At 59.9% G+C, this 25,054-nt stretch carries 22 protein-coding genes; 12 read left to right on the plus strand and 10 right to left on the minus strand.

Annotated elements, in window-relative coordinates; all coding sequences use genetic code 11:
* The first annotated feature begins 155 nt into the window (after positions 1-155).
* Together ACM6JM_RS06880 and ACM6JM_RS06885 are read left to right on the plus strand one after the other, a co-directional pair.
* Positions 156-1,700 carry a class I SAM-dependent methyltransferase gene (locus ACM6JM_RS06880; protein WP_074690700.1) on the plus strand — a complete coding sequence of 515 codons (1,545 nt, stop codon included), beginning with the start codon at positions 156-158 and terminating at the stop codon, positions 1,698-1,700.
* 162 nt (positions 1,701-1,862) lie between these two features.
* Positions 1,863-3,395, plus strand: coding sequence for a diguanylate cyclase (locus tag ACM6JM_RS06885; RefSeq protein ID WP_414881525.1), 1,533 nt, complete (start codon positions 1,863-1,865; stop codon positions 3,393-3,395).
* Here the strand turns inward: ACM6JM_RS06885 and ACM6JM_RS06890 are convergent.
* Together ACM6JM_RS06890 and ACM6JM_RS06895 are read right to left on the minus strand one after the other, a co-directional pair.
* Positions 3,374-4,498, minus strand: coding sequence for an alkene reductase (locus ACM6JM_RS06890; protein WP_414881526.1), 1,125 nt, complete (start codon positions 4,496-4,498; stop codon positions 3,374-3,376). The two genes, ACM6JM_RS06885 and ACM6JM_RS06890, sit on opposite strands and share 22 nt — an antisense overlap.
* 118 nt (positions 4,499-4,616) lie before the next feature.
* Entirely contained in the window at positions 4,617-5,294 is a 678-nt protein-coding gene (locus tag ACM6JM_RS06895) for a type 1 glutamine amidotransferase domain-containing protein (protein WP_163974773.1), read from the minus strand.
* Between the two features lie 210 nt (positions 5,295-5,504).
* On the opposite strand from ACM6JM_RS06895, the gene ACM6JM_RS06900 reads away from it, so the two are divergent.
* Both ACM6JM_RS06900 and ACM6JM_RS06905 read left to right on the plus strand, forming a co-directional pair.
* Positions 5,505-6,089 carry a TetR/AcrR family transcriptional regulator gene (locus ACM6JM_RS06900; RefSeq protein ID WP_414881527.1) on the plus strand — a complete coding sequence of 195 codons (585 nt, stop codon included), beginning with the start codon at positions 5,505-5,507 and terminating at the stop codon, positions 6,087-6,089.
* Positions 6,090-6,234: 145 nt separating this feature from the next.
* On the plus strand, positions 6,235-8,361 hold the full coding sequence (locus ACM6JM_RS06905) for a TonB-dependent siderophore receptor (protein ID WP_414881528.1): 2,127 nt from the start codon (positions 6,235-6,237) through the stop codon (positions 8,359-8,361).
* A 52-nt stretch (positions 8,362-8,413) separates the two neighbouring features.
* Here ACM6JM_RS06905 and ACM6JM_RS06910 read toward each other — a convergent pair whose 3' ends face one another.
* The 4 genes from ACM6JM_RS06910 to ACM6JM_RS06925 form a co-directional block, all read right to left on the minus strand.
* The gene (locus tag ACM6JM_RS06910) at positions 8,414-9,370 is read right to left on the minus strand and encodes a 2-hydroxyacid dehydrogenase (protein WP_011333660.1); all 957 of its coding nucleotides are present in this window, start codon (positions 9,368-9,370) and stop codon (positions 8,414-8,416) included.
* A gap of 32 nt (positions 9,371-9,402) precedes the next feature.
* Positions 9,403-10,167, minus strand: a complete 765-nt coding sequence (locus tag ACM6JM_RS06915) for an SDR family oxidoreductase (RefSeq protein ID WP_085610192.1) — start codon at positions 10,165-10,167, stop codon at positions 9,403-9,405.
* Between the two features lie 39 nt (positions 10,168-10,206).
* Positions 10,207-10,899: a fumarylacetoacetate hydrolase family protein gene (locus ACM6JM_RS06920; RefSeq protein WP_039771001.1), complete on the minus strand. Its 693-nt coding sequence runs from the start codon at positions 10,897-10,899 to the stop codon at positions 10,207-10,209.
* Between the two features lie 99 nt (positions 10,900-10,998).
* Positions 10,999-12,348, minus strand: a complete 1,350-nt coding sequence (locus ACM6JM_RS06925; protein WP_064595597.1) for an MFS transporter — start codon at positions 12,346-12,348, stop codon at positions 10,999-11,001.
* 585 nt (positions 12,349-12,933) lie between these two features.
* Here ACM6JM_RS06925 and ACM6JM_RS06930 point away from each other — a divergent pair.
* A complete protein-coding gene (locus ACM6JM_RS06930) occupies positions 12,934-13,866 on the plus strand; it encodes a helix-turn-helix transcriptional regulator (protein ID WP_414881529.1) in 933 nt (310 codons plus the stop codon).
* 4 nt (positions 13,867-13,870) lie between these two features.
* Here ACM6JM_RS06930 and ACM6JM_RS06935 read toward each other — a convergent pair whose 3' ends face one another.
* Together ACM6JM_RS06935 and ACM6JM_RS06940 are read right to left on the minus strand one after the other, a co-directional pair.
* Positions 13,871-14,809 carry an AraC family transcriptional regulator gene (locus ACM6JM_RS06935; protein WP_323151376.1) on the minus strand — a complete coding sequence of 313 codons (939 nt, stop codon included), beginning with the start codon at positions 14,807-14,809 and terminating at the stop codon, positions 13,871-13,873.
* 21 nt (positions 14,810-14,830) lie between these two features.
* On the minus strand, positions 14,831-15,664 hold the full coding sequence (locus ACM6JM_RS06940; protein WP_039771007.1) for an oxidoreductase: 834 nt from the start codon (positions 15,662-15,664) through the stop codon (positions 14,831-14,833).
* Between the two features lie 206 nt (positions 15,665-15,870).
* On the opposite strand from ACM6JM_RS06940, the gene ACM6JM_RS06945 reads away from it, so the two are divergent.
* Positions 15,871-16,839: an alpha/beta hydrolase gene (locus ACM6JM_RS06945; protein ID WP_103386300.1), complete on the plus strand. Its 969-nt coding sequence runs from the start codon at positions 15,871-15,873 to the stop codon at positions 16,837-16,839.
* Positions 16,840-16,850: 11 nt separating this feature from the next.
* On the opposite strand, the gene ACM6JM_RS06950 is transcribed toward ACM6JM_RS06945, so the two are convergent.
* Complete coding sequence (locus tag ACM6JM_RS06950) at positions 16,851-17,729, minus strand: LysR substrate-binding domain-containing protein (RefSeq protein ID WP_039771013.1); 879 nt, start codon at positions 17,727-17,729, stop codon at positions 16,851-16,853.
* Positions 17,730-17,833: 104 nt separating this feature from the next.
* On the opposite strand from ACM6JM_RS06950, the gene ACM6JM_RS06955 reads away from it, so the two are divergent.
* From ACM6JM_RS06955 to ACM6JM_RS06970, 4 genes are all read left to right on the plus strand, one after another.
* Positions 17,834-18,259 carry a VOC family protein gene (locus ACM6JM_RS06955; RefSeq protein WP_039771195.1) on the plus strand — a complete coding sequence of 142 codons (426 nt, stop codon included), beginning with the start codon at positions 17,834-17,836 and terminating at the stop codon, positions 18,257-18,259.
* A gap of 113 nt (positions 18,260-18,372) precedes the next feature.
* Positions 18,373-19,632, plus strand: a complete 1,260-nt coding sequence (locus ACM6JM_RS06960; RefSeq protein WP_039771015.1) for a cation:dicarboxylate symporter family transporter — start codon at positions 18,373-18,375, stop codon at positions 19,630-19,632.
* Between the two features lie 110 nt (positions 19,633-19,742).
* On the plus strand, positions 19,743-20,846 hold the full coding sequence (locus ACM6JM_RS06965; RefSeq protein ID WP_103386299.1) for an alkene reductase: 1,104 nt from the start codon (positions 19,743-19,745) through the stop codon (positions 20,844-20,846).
* A 73-nt stretch (positions 20,847-20,919) separates the two neighbouring features.
* Entirely contained in the window at positions 20,920-21,300 is a 381-nt protein-coding gene (locus tag ACM6JM_RS06970) for a nuclear transport factor 2 family protein (protein ID WP_414881531.1), read from the plus strand.
* 40 nt (positions 21,301-21,340) lie between these two features.
* Here the strand turns inward: ACM6JM_RS06970 and ACM6JM_RS06975 are convergent, their stop codons facing one another.
* Entirely contained in the window at positions 21,341-23,200 is a 1,860-nt protein-coding gene (locus ACM6JM_RS06975; RefSeq protein WP_414881532.1) for an ABC transporter ATP-binding protein, read from the minus strand.
* Between the two features lie 164 nt (positions 23,201-23,364).
* Here ACM6JM_RS06975 and hchA point away from each other — a divergent pair, with 164 nt between their 5' ends.
* Entirely contained in the window at positions 23,365-24,243 is an 879-nt protein-coding gene (gene hchA, locus ACM6JM_RS06980; protein ID WP_074690713.1) for a glyoxalase III HchA, read from the plus strand.
* Positions 24,240-24,959: a PA1136 family autoinducer-binding transcriptional regulator gene (locus ACM6JM_RS06985; RefSeq protein ID WP_103386297.1), complete on the plus strand. Its 720-nt coding sequence runs from the start codon at positions 24,240-24,242 to the stop codon at positions 24,957-24,959. The genes hchA and ACM6JM_RS06985 overlap by 4 nt, the downstream gene beginning before the upstream one ends.
* The last annotated feature ends 95 nt before the right edge of the window (positions 24,960-25,054 follow it).

Raw genomic sequence — 25,054 nt, forward strand, 5'->3', positions numbered from 1 at the left:
GGCTCGGCCAATTCTCGATTTAGATTCTTGAGGAAGCGACGCTGCAGGTGTTTATCCAGTAGGGCGTTTGCCTGATCACTTTCCTCTTGTGATACGCCATGGCTACCCCGTATAAGAGCGACTTTCACTTCCGATATAAGAAAAAGGGTGCACGCATGAGCAATGCCTGGAACGAGGGATATTTCACGGACGAAGGCTACACCTACAGTTATAGCCGGGAAATCAATCCGGTTTTCCAGCGTTATTGTCTGCTGTTGCGCGGATTCGCCACGCTGGAGAGTAGCGACGGCTACCACTGTGAGCTTGGTTTTGGTCAGGGTGTTTCGATCAACATCCATGCGGCGGGTAATCCGGGCTCTTATGTCGGCACCGACTTTCACCCAGGTCAGGCGTCCCATGCCATTGCTCTGGCCAGCGACTGGGGCAGCGATGCGCGACTGTATGACGACAGCTTCGAGCAGTTGCTGGCCCGTCATGATTTGCCTCAGTTCGACAGTATCAGCCTGCATGGCATCTGGACCTGGGTCAGCCGCGATAACCACAAGTTGATCGTTGAATTCGCCCGTCGTCATCTCAATCCTGGTGGTCTGCTGTACGTCAGCTACAACTGCTTCCCGGGCTGGTCGCCCCAGGCACCCTTGCGCCAACTGTTCAGCCTGCACGACCGCTTCGCCAGTCAGGCCTCTGCACGTCCTGATCAACGTATCGACGCTGCGCTGCAGTTTTCAGAAGCGCTGCTGGCTGCAAATCCCAAATATGCCAACTCGGCGCCAGGGTTGGACGCCAAGCTGCAGAGCATCAAGGGCCAGGATCGCCAGTACGTCGCCCATGAGTATTTCAACCGCGATTGGAACTGCATGTATTTCACCGACGTGGTTGATGCCCTGGCGCCCGCCAAACTCGATTACGCCACGACAGCCGTGCCGCTGGACTCCGTCGATCCGCTCAACCTGACCGCCGAAGGCATGGACTTTCTGGAAGGCATTGAGCACCCGGTCATGCGTGAGCAGGCGCGCGACTATTTTGTGAACCAGAGTTTCCGCCGGGATCTTTATGTGCGCGGCGCCAACAGACTATCTGCTACCGAGCACCGCGAGCGTATGCTCAGCACGCGCTTCGTCCTGTTGCAGGCAGCCGACAGCGTGCCGGCCAACGTCACCGGTCCGGCAGGCGCAGCTACGCTGCAGGCAGAGATTTACGGCCCGGTACTCGCAGCACTGGCGGATGACGCCTATGTGCCGAAGACCTTGCGGCATTTGCTGGATCTTTTGCCCTCGCTGGCCTATGGCGATGTGGAACAGGCCCTCAACGTGTTGATCGGCATGGGGGCCGTGGCGCCCTGTCAGAGCGAAGCAGCCGAAAAACTGGTGCAGGCCCGCTGCAATACCCTCAACCTGCAGCTTTGCAAGCGTTCGTTGTATGGCCACAAGATACAGACCCTGGCGAGTCCGGTGACCGGAGGTGGGGTGACGGTCAGTCGCTTCCAGCAGTTGTTCCTGATATCGATCAAACAAGGCAAAAAACACCCGGCTGAATGGGCACAACTGGCATGGGGCATCATCGGCGGCCAGGGCGAAGGTCTCCTCAAGGACGGCAAGGCCCTGACCACCGCGGAAGAAAACCTTGCCGAATTGACCGCGCAGGCTCAAGCGTTTGCCGAGAGTACGCTGGTGATTCTCAAGGCTTTGAAAATCGTCTAGTCGAGAGAGGGACGGCAGGATGCCCTCGCGTCGCCTGCCGTCGACCAGACACTTCGGATTCTTGCGCAAAACCAGAACAGCACCGCGGCGGACGCGCGGTCGATGTAATGCCCCGATCAAATAATAGCGGTGACGGAAACCGGACTTTCCATAGGTACTGAAGTGAAGCGTGATACTCACCTTGTAATGCTCTTGCTGTTGGTAATCGGCTGTTCCCTGGCGTCGCTGACCATCTGGAAGATACTGGGCTCTCGGGATCGAGCACTGGATGAAGTCAATGTCCACGGGTTGAACCTGACGCAGGCACTTGCGACGTATTCCGAAGGCATTGTCCGGCAGAGCTCGCTGCTTCTGCTCGGACTCGTCGAACGTCTGGAAACCGAAGGCAGTGGCCCAGCGCAAATCGAACGGCTCAAGACTTTGATCAACCGGCAGCGACCGCTGATGCCGCAGCTCAGTGGCATCACTATCTACGACAACAAAGGTCACTGGTTGATGTCATCCAACCGACCGATTCCTGTCGGTGCCAACAGCAGTGACCGTGCCTACTTCATTCATCACCGTGACGATCCATCTCGCGAACCCTTCATCGGCCCGCCCATCCGCAGTCGCTCGAATCAGGAGTGGGTGATCACGATCAGCCGGCGTTTCAATGACGATCGCGGAGAGTTTGCCGGTGTGGTGTCGGTCACCCTGGGGGTGGAAAACTTTCTGCGTCTGTTCGGCCAGCTCGATATTGGGCAGGAGGGCGCCATTGGCTTGTCCTACACCGATGGCACGCTGCTGGTCCGTTACCCTTTCCGTGAACAGGACATGGGGCGCAACTTCTCCAATTCGCCGATCTATGCGAAGTACCTGGTGGACAAATCGGTTGGCACTGCATCCTTCACGTCCAGTCTCGACGGCGTGGAACGGCTCTATGCCTTTCGCAAGAGTGAAACGCTGCCGCTGATCACTACGGTTGCGCTCGGTAAGCGCGAAGCCCTGGCGGCGTGGCGGTTTGAAGCGTTGTTGTCGATCGGTGTGGTTACCACATTGCTGGGGCTCACCGGCGTCATTGGCTGGTTCCTGATCCTGGATATTCGTCGCCGGACGCAGGTAGAAGGAGAGTTGCGCGATACCCAACAACAGTTGCTCGGCACGAACCGGCAACTTGAACTGTTGGCAATGAAGGATGCGCTGACAGGCCTGGCCAATCGGCGATGTTTCGATCAGACCCTGGCGATGGAAGCGCGCCGGGCGAAGCGTGACGCAACTTCGTTGGCGTTGCTGATGATTGATCTCGACTATTTCAAACTGTTCAACGACGCCGAGGGGCACGTCGCCGGCGACGCCTGTCTGCAGCAGGTGGCCAAGGTGCTTGAGACCTGCGTGCGCAGGCCATCGGACCTGGTGGCGCGTTACGGAGGGGAAGAAATGGCGGTGATCATGCCCGATACCGACAGTGACGGCGCAGCGGTCGTGGCGCAAATGATTCTGAAACGATTGGCGCAAGAGCCTATCGCTCACCGGACCAGTCCATTCGGCCGAGTGAGTGTGAGTATCGGCATCGCGGCCGCCACCGGGTCGCAACTGGACACGGTACAAGGCCTGATCGCTGCGGCAGATCAGGCGCTGTATCAAGCCAAAGGGGCGGGCCGCAATCAGCTCGCCAAAAGTGTCGCCAGCGAAAGCTACTCTCCGTACACCGGGTAATCCACATAGCCTTCGGCATGGCCGCCATACACCGTGGCCGGGTTCAGCGAGTTCAGCGGCCAGCCATTGGCGATCCGCGCGGGCAGATCCGGGTTGGCCATGAACGGGCGACCGAAAGCCACGAGGTCCGCCTGTCCGGATTCAAGCAACCGCGCACCGCTTTCGGCGTTGTAGCGGCCCGCGTAGATGATCGCGCCGCTGAAGGTGTCGCGTACCGCTCGACGGAAGGTTTCCGGCATCACTGGCGCGTTGTCCCAGTCGGCTTCGGCGATGGACAGGTAGGCAATGCCGACGTCCTGCAGCACCTTGATCGCTTCGATGTAGGTGGTGTGCGGGTCATCCTCGACCATGCCCAGATAAGTCCGCGCTTCATCGGTGGTGGAGAACAGCGGCGCGAAGCGCACGCCGACCTTTTCCTTGCCGATGCATTCGGCGACGCCGCCCACCACTTCGCGCAGAAAGCGCAGACGGTTATGCAGCGAACCGCCGTATTGATCGGTGCGCAGATTGCTGTGGGCTGAGATGAACTGGTTCACCAGATAACCATTGGCACAATGCAGTTCGATACCGTCGAAACCGGCGTCCATGGCATTGCGCGCCGCCTGGATGTAGAGCTGAACCAGTTCCTGGACTTCCTCGGTGGTCAGTGCGCGCGGTGTGGATGGCGGAACCAGAGCGCCCACACCGGGCGCGGTTTCGATGAACACACTGACCCGGTCGGTGGCGATGGCGGAGGCCGACACCGGGGCGTCACCATTGGGTTGCAGGGCAGTATGGGAGACGCGACCGACATGCCATAGCTGCGCGAAAATCACGCCGTCACTGGCGTGGACAGCCTCGGTGACCTTGCGCCACCCGGCGATTTGTTCGGGAGTATGAATGCCTGGAGTCCAGGCGTAACCCTGGCCACGGGGTTCGATCTGGGTGCCTTCAGTCACCAGCAAACCGGCACCGGCACGTTGCTGGTAATACTCGGCCATCAATTCATTGGCGACATTGTCCGGTTGAGTGCTGCGCTGACGAGTCAGGGGTGGCAGGACGATGCGGTTTTTCAGGGTGTGGCGGCCCAAGGTGACGGGTGTAAAGAAACTGCTGTGGTTCATGGAAATACCTTGTTCATGGCCTAATTAGACCAGTCGACTATTCTAGTGACGAAAAAAGAACACCGTGCAACGCACACACGGTGTCCGGATCAGTTGTTCGAGGATGTAGCGGAAAGCTTCAGCCCAGCAGCTTCAGCAGTTTTTCGGCGACAGCTGCCGAGCTGGCAGGATTCTGGCCGGTCACCAGTTTTCCATCAGTCACTACATGAACCTGCCAGTCGGCAACTTTGGAATAGCGGCCGCCAAGACGCTGGAACTCGTCTTCGATCAGGAACGGCACTACGTCCGTCAAACCGACGGCTGCTTCTTCGGAATTGGTGAAACCGGTCACTTCGCGGTGCTGGATCAGCGGTTTACCGTCTGCGTCGACGACATGACGCAGCACCCCCGGCGCATGGCAGACGAAGCCATGGGGCTTGTTGCTGCGCGCGAAGGCTTCGATCAGGGCAATCGAATGCTTGTCTTCGGCCAGGTCCCAGAGCGGGCCATGGCCACCTGGATAAAACACCGCATCGAAATCTTCGGCGCGGACGTCGGCCAGGCGACCGGTGTTCGCCAGTGCCTGCTGCGCGGTGGGGTCCTGGCGGAAACGGTCGGTTTCAGCCGTCTGAGCATCGGGCTCGTCGCTCTTCGGATCAAGCGGCGGCTGGCCGCCAGCGGGAGAAACCAGGGTGATGTCGGCACCGGCGTCCTTGAAGGCGTAGTAGGGGGCGGCGAACTCTTCGAGCCAGAAGCCGGTTTTCTTGCCGGTGTTGCCGAGTTGATCGTGGGAAGTCAAAACCATCAAGATTTTCATAGAGCACCCTGGGTTGGTCTGGCAGCGTTCATGAGCAAGGGATTCGCACAGGATCGGCACCGGGAAAAAGTTTGTCGGGGCGCAGCATAGTTTCCAATTAGACCAGTCGTCTAGTAATTTTTTTCTCTGAAGCTTTTTCATGGGCAGGTGTGGCAAACTCGCGTTCCTTTGAGATAAACGACTGGTCTATTGCCTGGTAATTCGTGCCCCATGAAACCGACCTACGACGACACCCGCCAACATTTGCTCGACACCGGCCACCGGATGATGGCCGAGAAAGGCTTCACCAGTGTCGGCCTGAACGAGATCCTGCAGACCGCCGGCGTGCCCAAGGGTTCGTTCTATCACTACTTCAAATCCAAGGAACTGTACGGCCACGCCTTGCTCGAGGATTACTTCGTCGACTATCTGGCGGACATGGAGCGACGCCTGACGCTGCCCGGCCTGAGCGCCCACGAACGGCTGATGGATTACTGGCAGGGCTGGCAGGATCGCTGCACTCTGGAAGGCCATGGCGACGAATGCTTGGTGGTGAAACTCAGTGCCGAGGTGGCTGACCTTTCCGAAACCATGCGCCTGACCTTGCGTGATGGTGCAGAGCGAGTGGTGGCGCGCATCAGCGAGTGCATCGAACAGGGCCAGGTCGAAAAAAGCTTGCCTGAGGGCGATGCTCGGCAACTGGCTGAAACCCTGTATCAGCTTTGGCTGGGGGCCAGTCTGCTGAACAAACTGCAACGCACGGGGCAATCGTTGGGTACGTCGATGGCGACCACGAAGCGCCTTCTGAGCGTGTGAGAAAGCAGTAGACGCAAGCGGTCGAGAGTCAGCCGCACAAACGAATGGGAATGCCTATCAATTGCGCGGCGGGTGGTATACCATCCGCCGCGTTTTGCTGGCAGTTATCCCCTTCGTTCTGGCCTATCTGTAAGGTTCTCCCCCCATGCGTCGAACTCTGCTGTCCATCTGTGTGTTGCAAACGTTGTCTCCCTTTGCGTGGGCCGAGCCATCCGATTCAACGGCGTCAGTGCTGGAGCTGGAGGCAACCGATGTGGTCGGTACCGCGGATTACGAAAGGGCAGACAGCCCGGTACACGGATATCGCGCGACCCGTTCGGCCAGCGCCACCCGAACCGATACCTCGATCCATGAAACCCCGCAGTCGATCAGCGTCGTCACCAAAGATGCGGTCGAAGACATCGGCGCCACTCGGCTGCAGGATGCACTGGATTATGCGGGCGGAGTAGGGCGAGCCAACAATTTCGGCGGCCAGGGACTGACCACGTTCACCGTGCGCGGATTTACCACCGGCGAGTTCTACCGTAATGGTTTCCCGATCAACCGCGGCTATCCGAACATGCCGGATGCCAACACCATCGAGCGTCTGGAAGTCCTGCGCGGGCCGGCGACCATGCTCTACGGCCGTGGTGATCCGGGCGGTACTTTCAATGTCGTATCCAAACAACCGTTGCCCGAGCGCACGATCACACTCGGCAGCCAGTTGAATGACCAAGGCATGCGGCGGGGTACGCTGGATGCTTCCGGCCCGCTTGATGAAGAGGGGCGTCTGGCCTATCGCCTGAACGTGTTGGGCGAGGGCGGCGATACCTTCCGCGATCACGTCGAAACCGAACGCTACGGCGTGACCCCGGTACTGACCTGGCAAGCCAGCGATGACACCCGAGTGATCTTCGAGGGTGACTTCATGCGCAACAACCATCCGCTGGACCGGGGCGCGACGCGTTATCCCCGGCAGATCGGCACCGCCTCCCGCGACACCTTCTTCGGTGAACCGGACGCCGGCAAGTTGCACAACGACAACAACATGGCGCAATTGCGCTTCGAGCATGTGCTCAATGAAGACTGGACGCTTGGCGGTGGCTTCCAGTGGCTCGACGGAACCTTGCAGGGCAATGCCATTGAAGCCAACGGCATTGCCGCCGACGGCCGGACCCTGGGACGAAATTTCAACTACCGCAAGCTGGAGTGGACGGACAAGGACACCCAACTCAACCTGACCGGTCACTTCTCCACCGGCGGCCTGCAGCACACATTGCTGACCGGTATCGAATACGAAGATTACGACTACCAGTCGATCATCCAGCGCTCCAGCGGCGCGGTGAGTGCCTATCCGATCGATATCTTCAATCCGGTGTATGGGCAGCCCCGTCCGGCACTGACGCGCACCCCGACCCACGACAAGGAAAATCTCAAGACCTACGCCGCGTTCGTACAGGATCAGGTGGCCCTGACCGATCGGCTGAAAGTCCTGGCCGGCGCACGTTTCGAACGCTTCGAACACGACTACGAAACCTACGTGCCCGGCGGCAAAAACTGGCAGGCCAGCGACAATGCCGTCACGCCCCGCGTCGGTGTGACCTACGACCTGACCGACACCCTCGCGGTCTACGCGGACACCGCGCGTTCCTTCAAGCCCAATACCGGCGCGAGCCGACAGGGCGGGGGCTTTGAACCGGAGAAAGGCAAGTCCTGGGAGATGGGCGTCAAATGGGAAGCGCTGGATCATCAGTTGAGCGTTGACGCGGCGATCTATCAGATTGAAAAGCGCAATGTCCTGACCACTGACCCGGTGGACTCGACTTTCAGCGTGGCTGCCGGGGAAGTGCGCAGCCGAGGGTTTGACCTCAATGTCGCCGGCAACCTGACCCCCGAGTGGCGTGTCATCGGGGGGTACGCCTACGTCGATGCCGAGGTGACCAAGGACAACGTGATCCGCTCCGGCACGCGACTGATGAACATCCCGAAAAACAGCTTCAGCCTGCTCAATGTCTATGAGTTCCAGGACGGTGCCCTCAGTGGTCTGGGTCTGGGAACAGGCCTCAAATATGTCGATGAGCGCGCCGGTCAAACGGCGAACACCGCGTTCTCGATGGGGAGCTATACCGTTGTCGACCTGCTCAGCTACTACAAGGTCAATGACAAGGTACGCCTCAACCTCGACCTGAAGAACCTGTTTGACCGTGACTATGACGAGGGTGCATTCGGTAACGTCTACGCCTATCCGGGGGCACCGAGAACGGTGCAGGTCGGCATTTCTTACACGTTGTAGTCGGGGTCTGGAATCTGTCATCGGGGGCTGCGGCCCCCGATGACTGTAAGGCTCAGCCGGTCACGCACCCTTGCGGAGTCTTTCCGGCAAAACTGTCCACCAGGCTCGCCACAACCATCTCGCCCATGCGGGTGCGGGTCTGCAGGGTCGCGCTGGCGCGGTGTGGTTGCAGCACCACCTGTTCCTGGGCAAACAAGGCTTCAGGTACATTGGGCTCATCGACGAAAACATCCAGCGCCGCACCCGCGATCTCACCGGCCGTCAGGGCCGCCACCAGATCGGTTTCATTGACCAGTTTGCCGCGCGCCACGTTGATCAGGTAGCCGCCCTTGCCCAGGGCCTGCAGCACCGAGGCATCGATGATGGCCTCGGCCTTGTCGGCGGCCGCCGCTAGAATCAGCGCATCACTGTCGCGGGCCAGTTGCTTGAGGTCGGCGATGAAGGTGTGGCTGACATCGCTCATCGGTTGCAGGTCGGTGTAACTGATCGGACAGCCAAACGCGGCTGCCCGGGTGGCGACCGCTCGGCCGACCCGGCCCATGCCCACGATGCCGATCCGCATGCCGGACACTTGCCGCGCCAAAGGCAGCGGTGCCAGTGGCGTCGGGCTTTGCGGCCACTGGCCCGAACGAACGTAACGGTCACTGGTACACAGCCCGCGACACACGGCGATCAGCAAACCGATGGCCAGGTCGGCCACGTCTTCGGTCAGTGCGCCGATGGTCGCCGTCACGCGAATTCCGCGATCCCGGGCGTAGGCCAGATCAACCGCATCGGTGCCGACACCGTTGACCGCCACCACTTCCAGTTTGGGCAGTTGCGCCATCAGCGCCTGGCTGATGCCCGTGTGGCCACCGGTGATCACGCCGCGAATGTTGGCGCCGTGTTCCTGCAAATACGCCGCTTTGTCGGCCTGCTCGAAATAACGCCTGATCGTGAACAGTTCGCCGAGACGGGCATTGATTTGCGGAATCAGGATCGGGCTGAGCTGCAAGACTTCTGGCTTCATGTAAACCTCACTTACGCAATAAAAAAGCCGGCTCAACCACGGCCGGCAAACGGCATGGCAGTGGCCATGACGGTCATGTTCAGGACGTTGGCCGACAGGGGCAGACCGGCGATGTAGCGCACGGCGTCGGCGACATGCTTGACGTCGACCATCGGCTCCACGGCGATGCTGCCGTTGGCCTGGCGCACGCCTTTGGTCATGCGCACCGACATTTCGGTCAAGGCATTGCCGATGTCGATCTGGCTGCAGGCGATATTGAATTCCCGACCATCCAGCGCCAGTGACTTGGTCAGCCCCAGCACCGCGTGTTTGCTTGCGGTGTACGCGCTGCTGAAAGGACGCGGGGTGTGTGCCGAAATCGAACCGTTGTTGATGATGCGTCCGCCTTGGGGCTGTTGCCGGCGCATGAGCCCGAACGCGCCACGGGCGCAGAGAAAAACCCCGTTGAGGTTGGTGTCGATCACGTTTCGCCACTGCTCGAACGTCAGCTCATCCAGCGGTACGGCGGGGGCATTGACCCCGGCGTTGTTGAAGACCACGTCCAGGCGTCCGTAGACTTCGGCAATGGTTGCAAACAGCTGATCGACACTGGCGGGGTCGCGTACATCGGTAGGCACCGCCAGGGCTTCGCGGCCTTCGCTGGCCGCCAGATCGACCAACGCCTGCAAGGGTTCGGGCCGGCGCCCGGCCAGCACCAGGGTGTATCCGTCGGCCAGCAGGCCCAGTGCAACCGAACGGCCGATCCCGCTGCCGGCGCCGGTCACCAGGGCAACTTTCAAGGATTGAGTGTCAGACATCTTGTTGTTCTCCTTTTTTCCAATCACTTAAGGACAGACTCAAGGCCGTGGGCCGACGCGCATTTCGAGTTGGCCAATGCCGTCGATCCCGGCGCTGATGACGTCGCCGGGTTGCAAGACATCGACGCCGGCGGGGCTGCCGGTCATGATCAGGTCGCCGGCCTTGAGTGTTACGGATTGCGAGATACGGCTGATGACTTCACTCACCGACCAGATCTGGCTGTCGAGACGATCGCGCTGGCGTTCTTCACCGTTCACGCTCAACCATAATTCCCCTTCGAGCCGGCCGGTCCGAGTGACCGGCACAATGGCGGTCATCGGTGCGGCGCCGTCAAACACCTTGGCACCTTCCCATGGCAAACCGTCGCGCTTGGCCAGGCGCTGTACGTCACGACGGGTCAGATCCAGGCCGGCGGCGTAGCCCCAGACATAGGCCAGCGCCTGGCTCTCGGGGATCTGCGCGCCGCCTTCGCCGATGGCCACGACCAGCTCGATTTCATGGGCGAACTCTTCGGTCAGCGACGGGAAGATCACTTCGCCGGCAGCGTCGACGACACTGCTGGCCGGTTTCATGAAGAACACCGGTGGCTGGCGCGGCTGGCCCAGGGTGTCCGGCCACGGGTAGTTGCGGCCGACGCAAAAGACGCGTCCGACGGGAAAGCGTTGCTCGCTGCCGACAATTGGCAAGGTCACTGGCAGATCCGGGGTAAAGACGTATTCGGTCATGTTCATCCTGCTGGAAGTCCTGTGTGAGAGTGCAGCGTACGGCGGCAATCGCTGGCGAAGTTGGACGAAAGCCGCCTCCAATTGGAGAAAACAGTTGTTCTGGCTTCAGCGCGTTTTCAACTCGATGCGGTACAGGCGACCGAGCAGCAATGAGTAGGAGAGGGTGCCGATCAGCGCCACGGCACCGATGAACCAGAACGCCCAGGCGAACGAGCCGGTGGCGTGGACGATGGCGCCGATCACGATCGGGGTCACAATGCCGCCGATGTTGGCGGCCAGGCTGGTGATCCCGCCGGTCAGCCCGATCAGTTCCTTGGGCGCCACCTCCGACACCGCCGCCCACGAGGACGACGCGATGCCCTGAGCGAAAAAGGCAATGGTCAGCACGGCGATGCAGATGACGTTCGAGTCGGTGAAGTTCACCAGCACGATCGACATGCCCAGCATCGACCCGACTACCAGCGGCAATTTCCGGGCGAAAGACATTGAATAACCACGACGGATCAACAGGTCGGACACGATGCCGGCGAGCAGGATGCCGACCGTTGCGCCCACGAAGGGCATCACGGCAAAGATCCCGGCCTTGATCGTGGTCAGATGGCGTTCTTCAATCAGATAGGTCGGGAACCAGGTGAGGAAGAAGTACAGCGCCGAGGTGCTGGCGAACTTGCCGATGCAAATGGCCCAGACCTGACGGTAGCTGAACAGCTCGGCGATCTGCCGCCAGTTGAAACGAGTGCGTTCCTGGCTGCTCTTGACCAGTCCGCCACCGGCCTCGATGTATTTCAACTCCTCTTTGCTGACCTTCTTGCAGTTCAGCGGATCGCGATACAGATACAGCCACAGCACACCGAAGACGATGCCGAGCGCGCCGGTGCTGTAGAAGACATGGCGCCAGTCAAAGGTTGTGGCCAGCCACAGCAGGGCACCGGTAAACAGTGCCGTTCCCAGGTACTGCCCGCAGACGTAAATGCTGCTGGCAAGGCCCCGTTCCCGCGCCGGGAACCACACGGTCACCGCACGGCTGTTGGCCGGAAATGCCGGCGCTTCCATCGCCCCGACGGCCAGGCGCAGACCGAACAGCGAAGCGAATCCCGTGGCGAAGCCTTGAAACACCGTGACGGTCGACCAACTGATCAGTGAAACCCCGTAGGTGAAGCGCGAACCGAAACGGTCGGCGATAAATCCGGCCGGCACCAGAGCGAGTGCGTAGGTCCAGGCAAAGGCAGAGAAGATCAGCCCCATTTCGATCTTGTCCAGGCCCAGGTCCTTGGCCATGAACGGGGCGGCGATCGAGATGTTCACCCGGTCGATGTAATTGATGATCGTCGCAATCAGCAGCAGCGAGAGCATGAACCAGCGTCGCCGCGTCGGCAGTCGCCGGGATGACACGGCGTCCCTGTCGGCGGCAATCAAGGGGGGCGCGGTGGTTTGAGAGGTGTGCGAATTCGACATGAGTGGACCTCGTTATTGTTAGAAGTGTCGAGTTGTTTGCGGACAGCCGACGCCGTTGCCCGCTGTCCGCAGGCAAGGCAATCGAAGTTGAAACGATTGGCACAAACGGCCAGGGTCAGACGTTCAGGGACGTCTTCCGGCTGGCATCGTCGGTAAAGGATGGGGAGGGGCGGCGGGGAGCAATAGCGGATTCATGACGTGCGCACCTTCTGTTGTTTTTGAAAGAGGTTGGGCGTGGGAAATACAGTGGTCGTACAACCTCTCGAAATCAATCAGGGTGTTAGATCATTTTTTCCGGAGAAGGGCGCGTCGGATAAACCTGTCCAAAAAATCCACACAGTGAATTTTCCGGATGCTCTCTGGTTTGTTTTCTATCCGACTGTTTTTAAACGGAAAAAACAATGACTTTGCGGTCGCGTTTTTTGGACAGTGATCATTGGCAGTGGCGGTGTAGAAAAAACACTGAGTCTGGTGTCATCGTATGACTGCTTGAAGGGTCGGCGACGAACCTTCAAGATGAACCACGCCGATTACTCGGCAACGCCAGGAAAACCTGCCCAAGTACCTGTCGAGGATGCTCAACAAATGACGTCACAATGCCGTGTGCCCACCTACGTCATGCAGCAACGCAGCGAGATGATGGATTTCTATATTCGTGACAAAAAAGGTCGCCGCGCCGAGACCAGCCCGCATCGACACGAATACTTCCAGATCCAGATCAACCTCGGCGGCGACACGGTGCAGCACATTGGCAATGCGGTTCGACCATTTCCGCGTAACGCACTGGCATTCATCCTGCCGCACCGCGTGCACGTGATTCCGCATCCGGCGGACAGCAATTTCATGGTGATCAACTTTTCCCAGACCTTTCTGTTGCCGCATTTGCAGTGCGACCCGATGGATCTGGAGGAGGTATCGATTCTCCTGGCGCCCGAACTGTCGCCGTTCCGCTTTCAGGAACATCTGGATTTCATTCTGGGGAATGAGGATTTCAACGAGGTCTGTGGCCTGATCGAACAGATGCGCAGGCTGGACGAGAATCGTCAGTTCGGTACACGCGAAGTGCTCAAGGGATTGCTGCTGCAACTGGTGGGCAAGGTGTGCGTCCTGTATGCCGAACCGCTCAAGCGCCTGGCGGAAGAAAACGCAGCACAGGCCAGTCGACGGGATGCACTGAGCCGGATGTTCGAGTATCTGCGCAAGAACATTGCCGACCCCGATCTCAATCTGATCAAGGTCGCGGCGGCGACCTATCTGTCACCGACCTATCTCACGCACTGGCTGCGCAAGGAAATCGGCAAGACCTTCACCGAGCTGGTGCTGGAACGCAGAATGCACGCGGCGCGCAATTACCTGCTCAATGGAACCCGGCCAGTGGGCGAGGTGGCGAGGCTGTGTGGTTTTGCGGATGAAGCTTATTTCTCCCGACGTTTTCGCCAGATCCACGGCCAGCCACCTGGACAGTTCCGCCGTCGGCAACTGGACCCCGACACCCCGCAGTCACCTGTAGAGGCCTGATCGGCTAATGCGACGAAACATAATCCGAGGACGACGTCGGCGCAGGCAACGCGTACGTTGCCTTCATCCACTCAATCTCCGCTTGCGGCGTTCGGCCGAAAAAACGTTTGAACTCGCGGCTGAACTGCGAAGCGCTTTCATAGCCGACACTGAACGCCGCCGCTGACGCAGTCATGGCGTGGCGCAACATCAGCAGACGCGCCTGATGCAGACGTGTCGACTTCAGGTATTGCATGGGCGAGGCGTCCGTCACGCTGCGAAAATGCAGGTGAAAACTGGGCACGCTCATGCTCGCTTCGCGGGCCAGTTGCTCGACGTCCAGACGCTCCTGATAGCTGCTGTGGATCTTGCGGATCGCCCGCGTCACCTTGCCGAAGTGCCCTTGCCGATTGAGTGCGGCGCGCATCGAGCCGCCTTGTTCGCCGGTCAGGATGCGGTAGTAGATTTCCCGCAACAGCGACGGCCCCAATATCTGCGCCTCACCCGCAATACTCATGGCTTCGAGAAAGCGCAGTGTCGATGCGCGCAGGCGGTCGTCCATCGGCGAGGCGAACATGCCCTTGGGTGGCGCATCACTCGGGCCGTGAACCTCATCCACTTGCTGCATCAGCTCACTGGCCACCTGGAAATCGAGTTGCATGTAGATCGCGAGCATCGGTTCGGCTTCCGAGGCATCGGTCTCCATGGTGAAGGGAATCGGAACCGACACCACCAGGTAATGCTGGGCGTCATAGACGTAGATGTCATCGCCCAGATACCCGCGTTTCTGTCCCTGACAGAGAATCACGATGCCGGGGTCGTACAGCACCGGCGTGCGGGTCAGTGGTCGGTTCGAGCGCAGGAAGCGTACGCCCTCCAACGCACCGAGGTTATAGCCCTCGACCGGAGCCAGCGTTTCCATGAGCTGCACCATGCGCGAAGTGCTCGGGTCGGCCTGTTTCATCGGGTTCTCTCTGTGGGCCGTTCAATGGTCGGTGGAGCGGCTCAGCGTTTCCCATTGATCGATCTCGCTGGCGGCGCGTTTCAACTTGTCGCGCACCAGGTTCAATGCATCGCTGCCCAGCAACAGATGCGCTGGCGGAGCAGGGCTGGCGATGATCTGCAACATCGCCAGCGCCGCTTTGCGCGGATCACCGAGTTGCTTGCCGCTTTTGTCTTCGCGGGCCTTGCGCACCGGATCGAAACTGGCGTCATAGTCGGCGATGCTGCGCGGCGTGCGCTGCATCGAACGACCGGCCCAGTCGGTTCGAAATGAACCCGGTGCGACGGCGGTCACGAAGATATTGAACGGCGCCAGTTCCTTGCTCAGGGTATCGGAGATGCCTTCGAGCGCAAACTTGCTGCCGCAGTAGTACGCGATACCCGGCATGGTGATTGTGCCGCCCATCGACGTGATATTGAGAATATGGCCCGCCCGCCGCTGGCGAAAGAACGGCACAAACGCCTTGGTCACCGCGACCGCGCCGAACACATTCACGTCGAACTGGCGGCGCATGTCCTCCAGTGGCGATTCTTCGAAAATGCCTTCGTGGCCGTAGCCGGCGTTGTTGACCAGCACATCGACCGGACCGTGGGTCGCTTCGACGGTCGCCACGACGCCTTCGATGCGGTCGAAGTCCGTGACATCCAGCAGCACGCCGTACGCGTTGCCGCTGGACAGCGCCTGAAAGGCTTGCAGGTCGGCTTCGTTGCGGACGGTACCGATGACGCGGTGGCCGGCAGCCAGCGCTTCCTTGGCCAGCGCGTGGCCGAAGCCGCTGCTGACGCCGGTGATGAAGAGGGTTTTGGTGGTGGTCATGACGGGCTCCAGTGAATGCGGTTTCAGCTCATGGTATCCATCGAAGAAACACTCACCTATGTCGGTTTGTCTTTGATCATTGCCTATTCCTATCAACGGGGCGAGATGACGGCCGATGAACTTTTTGCGTAGCTCCAGGCATCCAGGCTGGAACAGACCGCAACCGCTGATATCCTGCGCAACAACCGCCGATGAGCCAGGACGAAATGAAGACATCAACCCGTTGGCCCGCAGACGATAACGAGTTGGCGCAATTGCGCGCGTTCAACCGCAAGCTTGCCCGGCTGCCGCGCTTTCGTATCCGCAATCGCATCACGCCACGGGCGATTCAGTTGCTGTTGCGGCTAAGCCAATTGGGCGGCGCAAGAAAGTTGCTCAAGCACGGGCTCGAGGCTGAACGAAAAGTGGTGGGTGTCGACGGCGCATCAGTGCCGGTGCGGATTATTCGGCCAAAGACAAAGGCCAAAGGCGTGGTGCTGGATTTTCATGGTGGCGGCTGGGTCATCGGCAACGCGCAGATGAACGACCCCCTCAACGTTGCCATGGTGAAAGCCTGCGACGTAGCAGTGATCTCGGTCGACTATCGGCTTGTGGTCTCGACTCCGATCGAGGGCACCATGCAGGACTGCCTCACGGCGGCCCGCTGGCTGCTGAGCGATGACTGCCGCGAGTTTGCGAACCTGCCCGTCATCGTCGTGGGCGAGTCGGCAGGCGGCCACCTCGCCGCCGCGACCCTGCTGCAACTCAAACAGTGGCCGGACCTGCTCGAACGGGTGAGCGGGGCGCTGCTGTATTACGGCGTCTACGACCTTACCGGAACCCCCAGCGTACGCAGCGCCGGGCCCGATACCTTGCTGCTGGACGGGCCGGGGATGGTTGAAGCGCTGCAAATGCTCACTCCGGGATTGAACGAGGAAGAACGCCGGCAGGCGCCGTTGTCACCGCTGTACGGTGACTTCACCGGTTTTCCGCCAGCGTTGATGTTCGCTGCGGAACTGGATCCGCTCAGGGATGACACGCTTGAGTTGGCTGAACGTTGGGGCAGAGCGGCGGAAGTGGAGGTGCACCTGTTGCCGGAAACCGCACATGGTGTGATTCATTTTCCGCTGGGGTTGGCGGGGAGGGTGCTCGGGTATAGTCGTGCGTGGGTTGCGGGGCGGCTTGTTGAGGGGTGAGCCATCGACCCTCACTCAGCCGCCACCTTGAATTGCTCGAGAATAAGTTCAGCCAACGTCCTGACAGGCTCGGTGAAACTTCGCCGAGGCCTGTGCACCAGTCCGATATCACGATGGAAAGTATGCTGGCCCAGATCGAGCGCCCGCACCCCTGACGGCCATTGCTGATGGGTGGCCGTCTGCGGCACGAGCGCGACCCCTACGCCATTCTCCACCAGCCTGATGATGGCCTCCAGCTCATCCAGCTCAGAGACTTCACGCAAAGTGAAATGCATCTGTCGCAGGAAACGATCGACCTGCCTGCCGCCGAATGAAGAGCGGTCATAGCGAATGAACGGCAGGCTTGAGAGCAGTTCGATCCAGTCTTCTCCCGGTACGTCCTTGGGCACGATCAGACGGTAGGGTTCAAGCGCCAGTGTGGTCCAGCGCAGATCGCTTTGAAGCGAGAAGGGCGGCCGAATGATCGCCGCCATGTCGATTTCGCCAGTATCCACCAGGTTCACCAGCTCCATGGAAAGACCGGGCACGACACGCGTTCGGCATTCCGGGCACTGCTGGTGAAACCTGGCGAGTGCGTCCGGGAGAAACGATCGCTGGACTGAGGCGATTGCGCCGACGTTGACCAGAATGCGGGTGGAAAGACCAACGGTGGTCGATCCCAGGTTGTCGTAAAGACGAAGCAGCTCCTGCGCCTGAAGCAGGACTTGCTGGCCCATCCTGTTGAGGTGGGCCGAGCGTCCTTTTCTGTCGAATATTTCAAAGCCAAGTTCGGCTTCCAGACGTTGAATCTGGGCGCTCACCGCTGCCTGGGTGAGGCCGATCCGGTTGCCGGCCGCAGCGAAAGTGCCTTCCCGGGCGACGGCAATAAGGGTCTTGAGTTCTTTGATCATTCACAAATATTAGTTGTGTTTCTGAGAAATATATATTGATTTTTTTGCTGTCAGTGTCGCCCTACGATGTGCTCATCAACCACAAAAAACGTATCGGAGTCCTGATGAGCCTTTCACCCTTTCACCTCGCCATCCCCGTTTACAACCTGGCCGCAGCCCGCACTTTTTACGGTGAGGTCTTCGGCCTGGAAGAGGGGCGTTCCAGCAACCAGTGGGTCGACTTCAACTTTTACGGGCACCAACTGGTGATTCACGAGCACCCGAAAACCGCGTCTCAGGAAAGCGTTCACAGCAACCCGGTCGACGGGCACGACGTTCCTGTTCCTCACTTCGGCATCATCCTGGGATGGGAAGAGTGGGAAGCGCTGGCAGAGCGCCTCAAGTCTTTCGGTACCGAATTTGTGATCAAACCTTACATTCGATTCAAAGGACAGGTTGGCGAGCAAGCCACCATGTTCCTGTTCGACCCTTGCGGCAATGCCCTCGAATTCAAGGCCTTCAAGGATATGAGTCAGCTCTTCGCCAAGTAAGAAACGCAATGGCACAACGGCGTTGTGCCATTTGATCTCAAGTGAGCTGGAAGCTCATGACTCTAGCAACTGCCGATTGATGCAGTCCTTTCATTCCAACAAGAAGGCTAGACATGAAACGTATTCCCCTGGTGTGGCAAATCGTTGCCGGGCTGTTGCTTGGCGTGCTCGTTGGTTGGTACTTCAATACCCATCCGCAGTATCAGTCGTGGGTCAGCACGGAGATCCTGAAACCGCTTGGCGATATCTTCATCAAGATGATGAAGATGGTGGTCGTGCCTATCGTGTTCTGTTGCATGATCCTGGGTATCGCCGGAGGCGGGGATAACAAGTCGTTCGGCCGGATGGGCATCAAGTCGCTGGGCTATTTCTTTGCGATCACCGGTCTGGCCATCGTGATCGGCCTGTGTTTCGCGAACCTTTTCGAACCCGGTACGGGCACCGATATTTCGGGCATCGCACACGGTGCTGCCGCCATCACGATGGAGCCTTCGAAGGGCGCGCTCGTGATTGTGCAAAACATCGTTCCGGATAACGTTCTGGTGGCGATGTCCGAGGCGAAGTTGCTTTCTGTGCTGTTCTTCGCGGTGTTGTTCGGTGTCGCGCTCAACGCATTGCCCAGGGAGAAAAGTGCACCTGTGGTTGCGCTGGTCCAAGGCATTTCGGATGCGATGTTCAGGATCGTCTCGATCGTCATGGCCTATGCCCCGATAGGGGTGTTCGGCATGATCGGTGCGACCGTCGCTACCTTCGGTTTTGCCTCGTTGTTGCCCCTGCTCAAGTTGATTGGTGTGGTTTATCTGGCGCTGATCGTCTTCGCATTGGTAGTGCTCGGAGGAATCAGTTACCTGATCGGCGAGAACATCTTCAAGTTGATCAGGTATTTCCGCGACGAGTTGATTCTTGCGTTCTCCAGTGCTGCCTCTGCAGCGGTCATGCCGCAGTTGATGAGCAAGCTGGAGAACTACGGCGTACCACGGCGCATTGTCAGTTTTGTGGTGCCAGTGGGGTACGCGTTCAACCTCGATGGAGCGTCGATCTTCCTCGGCGTGGCGACAATTTTCATCGCCCAGCTTTATGGAATCGATCTGTCGCTTTCTCAGGAAATCCTGCTGGTGGTGACCATGGTGCTGACCTCCAAAGGTGCTGCCGGGGTGCCTGGATTCGCCATCGTCATCCTGTCGGCCACGTTGGCGTCTGCCGGTCTCCCGCTGGAGGGCGTGGCACTGATCGCCGGCATCTTCAGGATTATCGACAGCGGCACCACCACCCTGAATGTGTTGGGCAATGCGATCGCGCCCCTGGTGATCGCCAAATGGGAGAGGGTGACTCTTGAGCCTTCGCGCACCCGCCCGGACGTACAAAAGGCCTGACGATCACAAGGAGCACTGACGGCGCTGCACGAGTAAACGCCTGCTGATGTACAGGCGATTTTTTTTCATCAAGTTACTAGACGACCGGTCTGATATTGAGGGTATGCAACATGATTGATAACAGTCGCAACACGGATCTTTTTTCTCCCATGCAAATGGGCGCCCTGCAATTGACCAACCGGATTGTCATGGCGCCCGTGACCCGCAGCCGGATGGCTGAAGACGGCGTTCCGAACGAGTTGCACGCTACATACTACGCACAGCGCGCGAGTGCCGGCTTGATCATTGCCGAAGCGACAAACATTTCGGCGCAGGGACGTGGCTACGCCATGACGCCGGGGATCTGGTCGGACGCGCAGGTGGCGGGCTGGAGAAAAGTCACGGACGCCGTCCATGCCGCAGGTGGCAGGATTGTCAGCCAGTTGTGGCACGTGGGGCGTTTTTCCAGCGTCGAGTTACAGCCCGACGGTGCCGCTCCCGTTGCGCCCTCGGCGATCAAGGCAGAAGGCAGCACCTACACCGAGAACGGCTTTGTCGAAGTGTCGACGCCCCGGGCGCTGGAGACGTCGGAGATTCCCGGCATCATTGAGCAATACAAGCGCGCCGCTGAAAATGCCAGGCGTGCCGGTTTCGATGGCGTGGAGGTTCATTCGGCGAACAGCTATCTGCTCGACCAGTTTCTGCGTGACTCGACCAATCAGCGTACTGACCGGTACGGCGGCACCATTGAGAACCGCGCCCGATTGACGCTTGAAGTCACTGAAGTGGTGATTTCGATCTGGGGCAGTGACCGCGTCGGCATTCGTCTTTCGCCGGTCACGCCCGATGCCGGAAACACACCTCCCGACAGCAATGTCATGGCGACCTACGGATATCTGATTCAGCAGCTCAACCGGCTCAATCTGGCCTATCTGCACTTCGTCGAAGGCGCCACCGCGACCTCGCGCACGGTTCCTGATGGCGTTGATCTGGATGCATTGAGCGCGCAGTTCGAAGGCCCCTTCATCGGCAATAACAACTACGACCTCGAGATGGCACTGGAGCGCCGGGCGCAGGGCCGGATTGACGCGGTGGCGTTCGGGCGCCTGTTCATTTCCAACCCCGACCTCGTGGAGCGCCTGCGTCGGGGCACCGAACTGACCATCGCACCACGCGAGAGCTACTACGGCGGCGGCGCCAAGGGCTACACCGACTGGCCAACGGCTGACCATTGATGTGTGCGCCCTGAACCGGATCGGCGCAGGGCGGCTTGATTGAAAAAACATTCACAGCAAACAGGAGTTCATCATGAGCCATCCAACTTACGTGCAGGAATACAACGCAATCGTCGAAGTGCTCAGCCAGTACAACGAAGGGGGAGCGAAGGCTGACAGCGCCTTAATGAAGCCCGCATTCAATGCTCAGGCGACCATGTTCGGGGTTGACGACGGCAAGCTCGTCGGCGGCGCGATCCAGAATCTGTATGACGTCATCGACAGCGCGTTCCGTCCATCCCCCGAAGCCGAAGCCGCCATCGTTCGCATCGACATCGTCGGCACGGTTGCGAGTGCCCGGGTCGATACCGACAATGTGTCAGGGTTTCGTTTCACCGACTTCTTCAACCTGCTGAAGGTGGACGGCAAGTGGACGATCATCAGCAAGATCTACCACACCCACCCGAGCGTCTGAGCCCTCGTCGTCTGCCCCGACAACACCGGGGCAGCACGGATTACGCCTGATCCATCGCCTCAGTCAGCCCCTGATCCTCACCCAGAAACCCGCCACTCTGATGCTGCCAAAGCCGCGCATAGGTGCCGTTCTTGGCCAGCAGTTCGGTGTGGGTGCCTTGCTCGATGATGCGCCCCTCATCCATGACAATCAGTCGGTCCATCGCGGCAATCGTCGACAGTCGATGGGCAATGGCGATCACGGTCTTGCCCTGCATCATTTCATCGAGGCTTTCCTGGATCGCGACTTCGACTTCGGAATCCAGGGCGCTGGTGGCCTCGTCGAGCAACAGGATCGGAGCGTTCTTGAGCATCACCCGGGCGATGGCGATGCGTTGGCGCTGGCCACCGGAAAGCTTGATGCCGCGTTCGCCCACCAGCGTGTCATAGCCGGTGTGGCCCTGGCGGTCGCTGAGCTGGTTGATGAAGCCGTCGGCTTGGGCATTGGCCGCCGCGCGCTGGATCTGTTCGTCGGTGGCGTCCGGTCGGCCGTAGGCGATGTTGTCGCGAATCGAGCGGTGCAGCAGGGAGGTGTCCTGAGTGACCATGCCGATCGCGCTGCGCAGGCTGTCCTGCGTCACCTTTGCGATGTTTTGACCGTCGATGCGAATCTCGCCGCGATCGACGTCATAGAAGCGCAGCAGCAGGTTGATCAGCGTGGATTTACCGGCACCGGAACGTCCCACCAGACCGATCTTCTCGCCCGGCTGGATACTCAGGCTCAAGCCGTCGAGCACCTGGCGTTCGCCGTTGTAGTTGAAGCTGACGTTGTCGAATTCCACGGCGCCGCCGGAAGGCACCAATACGCCGGCGTCCGGCTCATCCTGCACCTTGGGGCCGCGGGTCAGGGTGTCCATGCCGTCCTGCACCGTGCCAATGTTCTCGAACAGCGACGTCATCTGCCACATGATCCAGTGCGACATGCCGTTGATGCGCAGCGCCATGGCCGTGATCGCCGCCACGGCCCCGGTGCCGACTTCGCCCTGATGCCACAGCCACAAGGCGTAGCCGCCGGCGCCCATGATCAGCCCGACCACCAGCGCCTGATTGACGATCTCGAACTGGCTGACCAGACGCATCTGACGGAAGCCGGTCTGTTTGAAATCCTCCATCGCCGCCCGTGCAAAGTGCGCTTCACGTTTGGAGTGGGAGAACAGTTTGACGGTGGTGATGTTGGTGTAGGCGTCCGACACCCGCCCCGTCATTGATGATCGCGCGTGGGCCTGTTCCTGGCCGACCTGGCCCAGACGGGGCACGAAGTACAGCATCGCCAGCCCGAACAGCGCGACCCAGGCAATGAACGGCAGCATGAGTTTCAGGGCGAAACCGCCGGCCAGGGCGATGATCGCAATGAAATAGACGCCAATGCCCGGTGCGATCTCGATGACGGTGAACAGCACTTCGCGCACGGCCAGTGCGGTCTGCATCACCTTGGTCGTGACCCGGCCGGAAAACTCGTCGGAAAAGAATGAAAGGCTCTGCCGCAGCATCAGCCGATGAAAATCCCAGCGCAGACGCAACGGCAAATTGATCGCCAAGACCTGATGCTGAACCATGGTGCGCAGCGCCACCAGCCCGACACTGGTCAGCAGCACGAGGCCGATGCCCCACAGCACGCGGCTCTCCTGGCCGTTCACATCGCCGCCAGCCTGCCAGGCCGAAAGCAGGTCCACGACCTGACCCAGAAAGGAAAACAACCAGGCCTCGTAGATCGACACACCGGCACTGAGCAACGCCAGCGCGAGGATATAACCGCGAGCGCCACGGGTGCAGGCCCACAGGAACCGCGCCAGACCGACCGGCGGTGGCGGCGCTTCGTCGGGCGGGAAGGGGTCGAGCCGTTGTTCAAACAGGCGAAGCATTGGGGGTCTCCGAATTCATCAGTTGCGGGGATTCTGCCACTTATCGATCACATTGAGGGGCTGCAGGTTCAGTGCATGATCTTTTGAGGGAAAACCCTCATTGTTGTAACGCTGACGCCTTACTAGCATGAACTCCGACGTTGACCCACTCGATGGAGAGCACCATGGCTACCACGCAGACTGACGACAAGCGCCCAACCCCCGATCCGGCTGAGGACAACGCGTTTTTCCCCTCGCCGTATTCCCTCAGCCAGTTCACTTCGCCCAAATCCGATCTCAGTGATGCCGAGTACCCCAACCGTTACAAGGGCGGGCGCTGGAAGGTCCTGATGATCGGCGCGGACGAGCGCTATCTATTGACCGACAACGGCACCATGTTTTCCACGGGCAATCACCCGGTTGAAACCCTGCTGCCGATGTATCACCTGGACAAGGCCGGTTTCGGCTTCGACGTCGCGACGCTGTCGGGCAATCCGGTCAAGTTCGAATTCTGGGCCATGCCCTCCGAAGACGCCGAAGTGAAGGGCTTCTATGAGCAATATCGTGATCAGTTCAAGCGTCCGCTCAAGCTGTCCCAAGTGATCGAAGAAGCGCTGGGCGAGGACTCGGATTACATCGGCGTGTTCATTCCCGGCGGCCACGGTGCGCTGATCGGCCTGCCGGAAAGCGAGGACGTGAAGAAAGTCCTGCAATGGGCCGTCGCCAAGGACAAATTCGTCATTACTCTGTGCCACGGCCCGGCGGCGCTGCTGGCGGCCGGCCTCGGTGAAACAAAAGATTCATGCATCTTCAATGGCTACCGGATTTGCGCCTTTCCCGATGTCCTGGACGCGACAACCCCCGACATCGGTTACATGCCCGGCCACCTGACCTGGAAGTTCGGCGAGCAGTTGCAGGCGCTCGGTGTGGAAATCACTAACCAGGACATTTCCGGGGCCACGCTTCAGGATCGCAAACTGCTGACCGGTGACAGTCCGCTGGCGGGCAACGCGCTGGGCAAACTGGCGGCGGCCGCGCTCCTCAAAGAGGTCACGTCGGGGTGAGCTCCGGACCTGCCGAGGCACTCTTGCGCGCCGCCCTCGACATCGAGGCGGCGCCCACGCTAGTGGCGATCCAGAAGGCCGTTCGCGGTTTTGCCGGGGCCTATGGTTACAATCGGTTCGTCCTGTTCTCCGCCACCTCGGCGTCGGAGGACGTGGTCGAGCGCATTTACTGGGTGGAGGGCGACTGGTTTTGTGATGGCACTGGCGTCGACGCCGAAACCTACGTTCAGCGCTGCCCAGTAACTCGCCACCTGTTGGACGCCCGCGAATCGTTCTTCTGGAGCAAGGTGCAGGAGGAGAGCGGCGAACTTTATCGGCTGGTTCGCGTGCCCAGTGGCCCGGGCGTGCATGGATTGCAGATTCCGGTCTTCGGCCCGCAAGGGCTTGAAGGCGCCATGAGCCTGGGAGGCGAACAGATCGATGCCTCGGCGCGGGTTCGTCTGGCGTTGGGCATGCTCGCCACGGTGGCGTTTCACTCGGCACGACGCTTGCTCGAAGCGCCGCTGGACGAGACAGCCGGGAAACTCTCGACCCGTGAGCGCGAAGTGCTGGCGTGGGTCGCCGCCGGTCGGCGACAGGCCGACATTGCTGCCACGCTCGGCTTGTCCGGCCGTACAGTGGAAAATCACCTGCGTTCGGCCCGTCGGCATCTCGGCGTGGCCACCACCGCTCAGGCCATCAAAATTGCCATTCGCAAAGGGGAAATAAAGGGGTGAGGTTCTCACTCTGCCGGTGCCGTGCTTGAACGACCATGCAAAACTCCTATCATGCAAAGGGCCTGCGCCGGCTGTCTGTAACCGGCGCCGCCCCC

It is taken from the genome of Pseudomonas sp. IT-P2 (genome assembly GCF_949767575.1).
GTDB classification, from domain to species: domain Bacteria; phylum Pseudomonadota; class Gammaproteobacteria; order Pseudomonadales; family Pseudomonadaceae; genus Aquipseudomonas; species Aquipseudomonas pharyngis.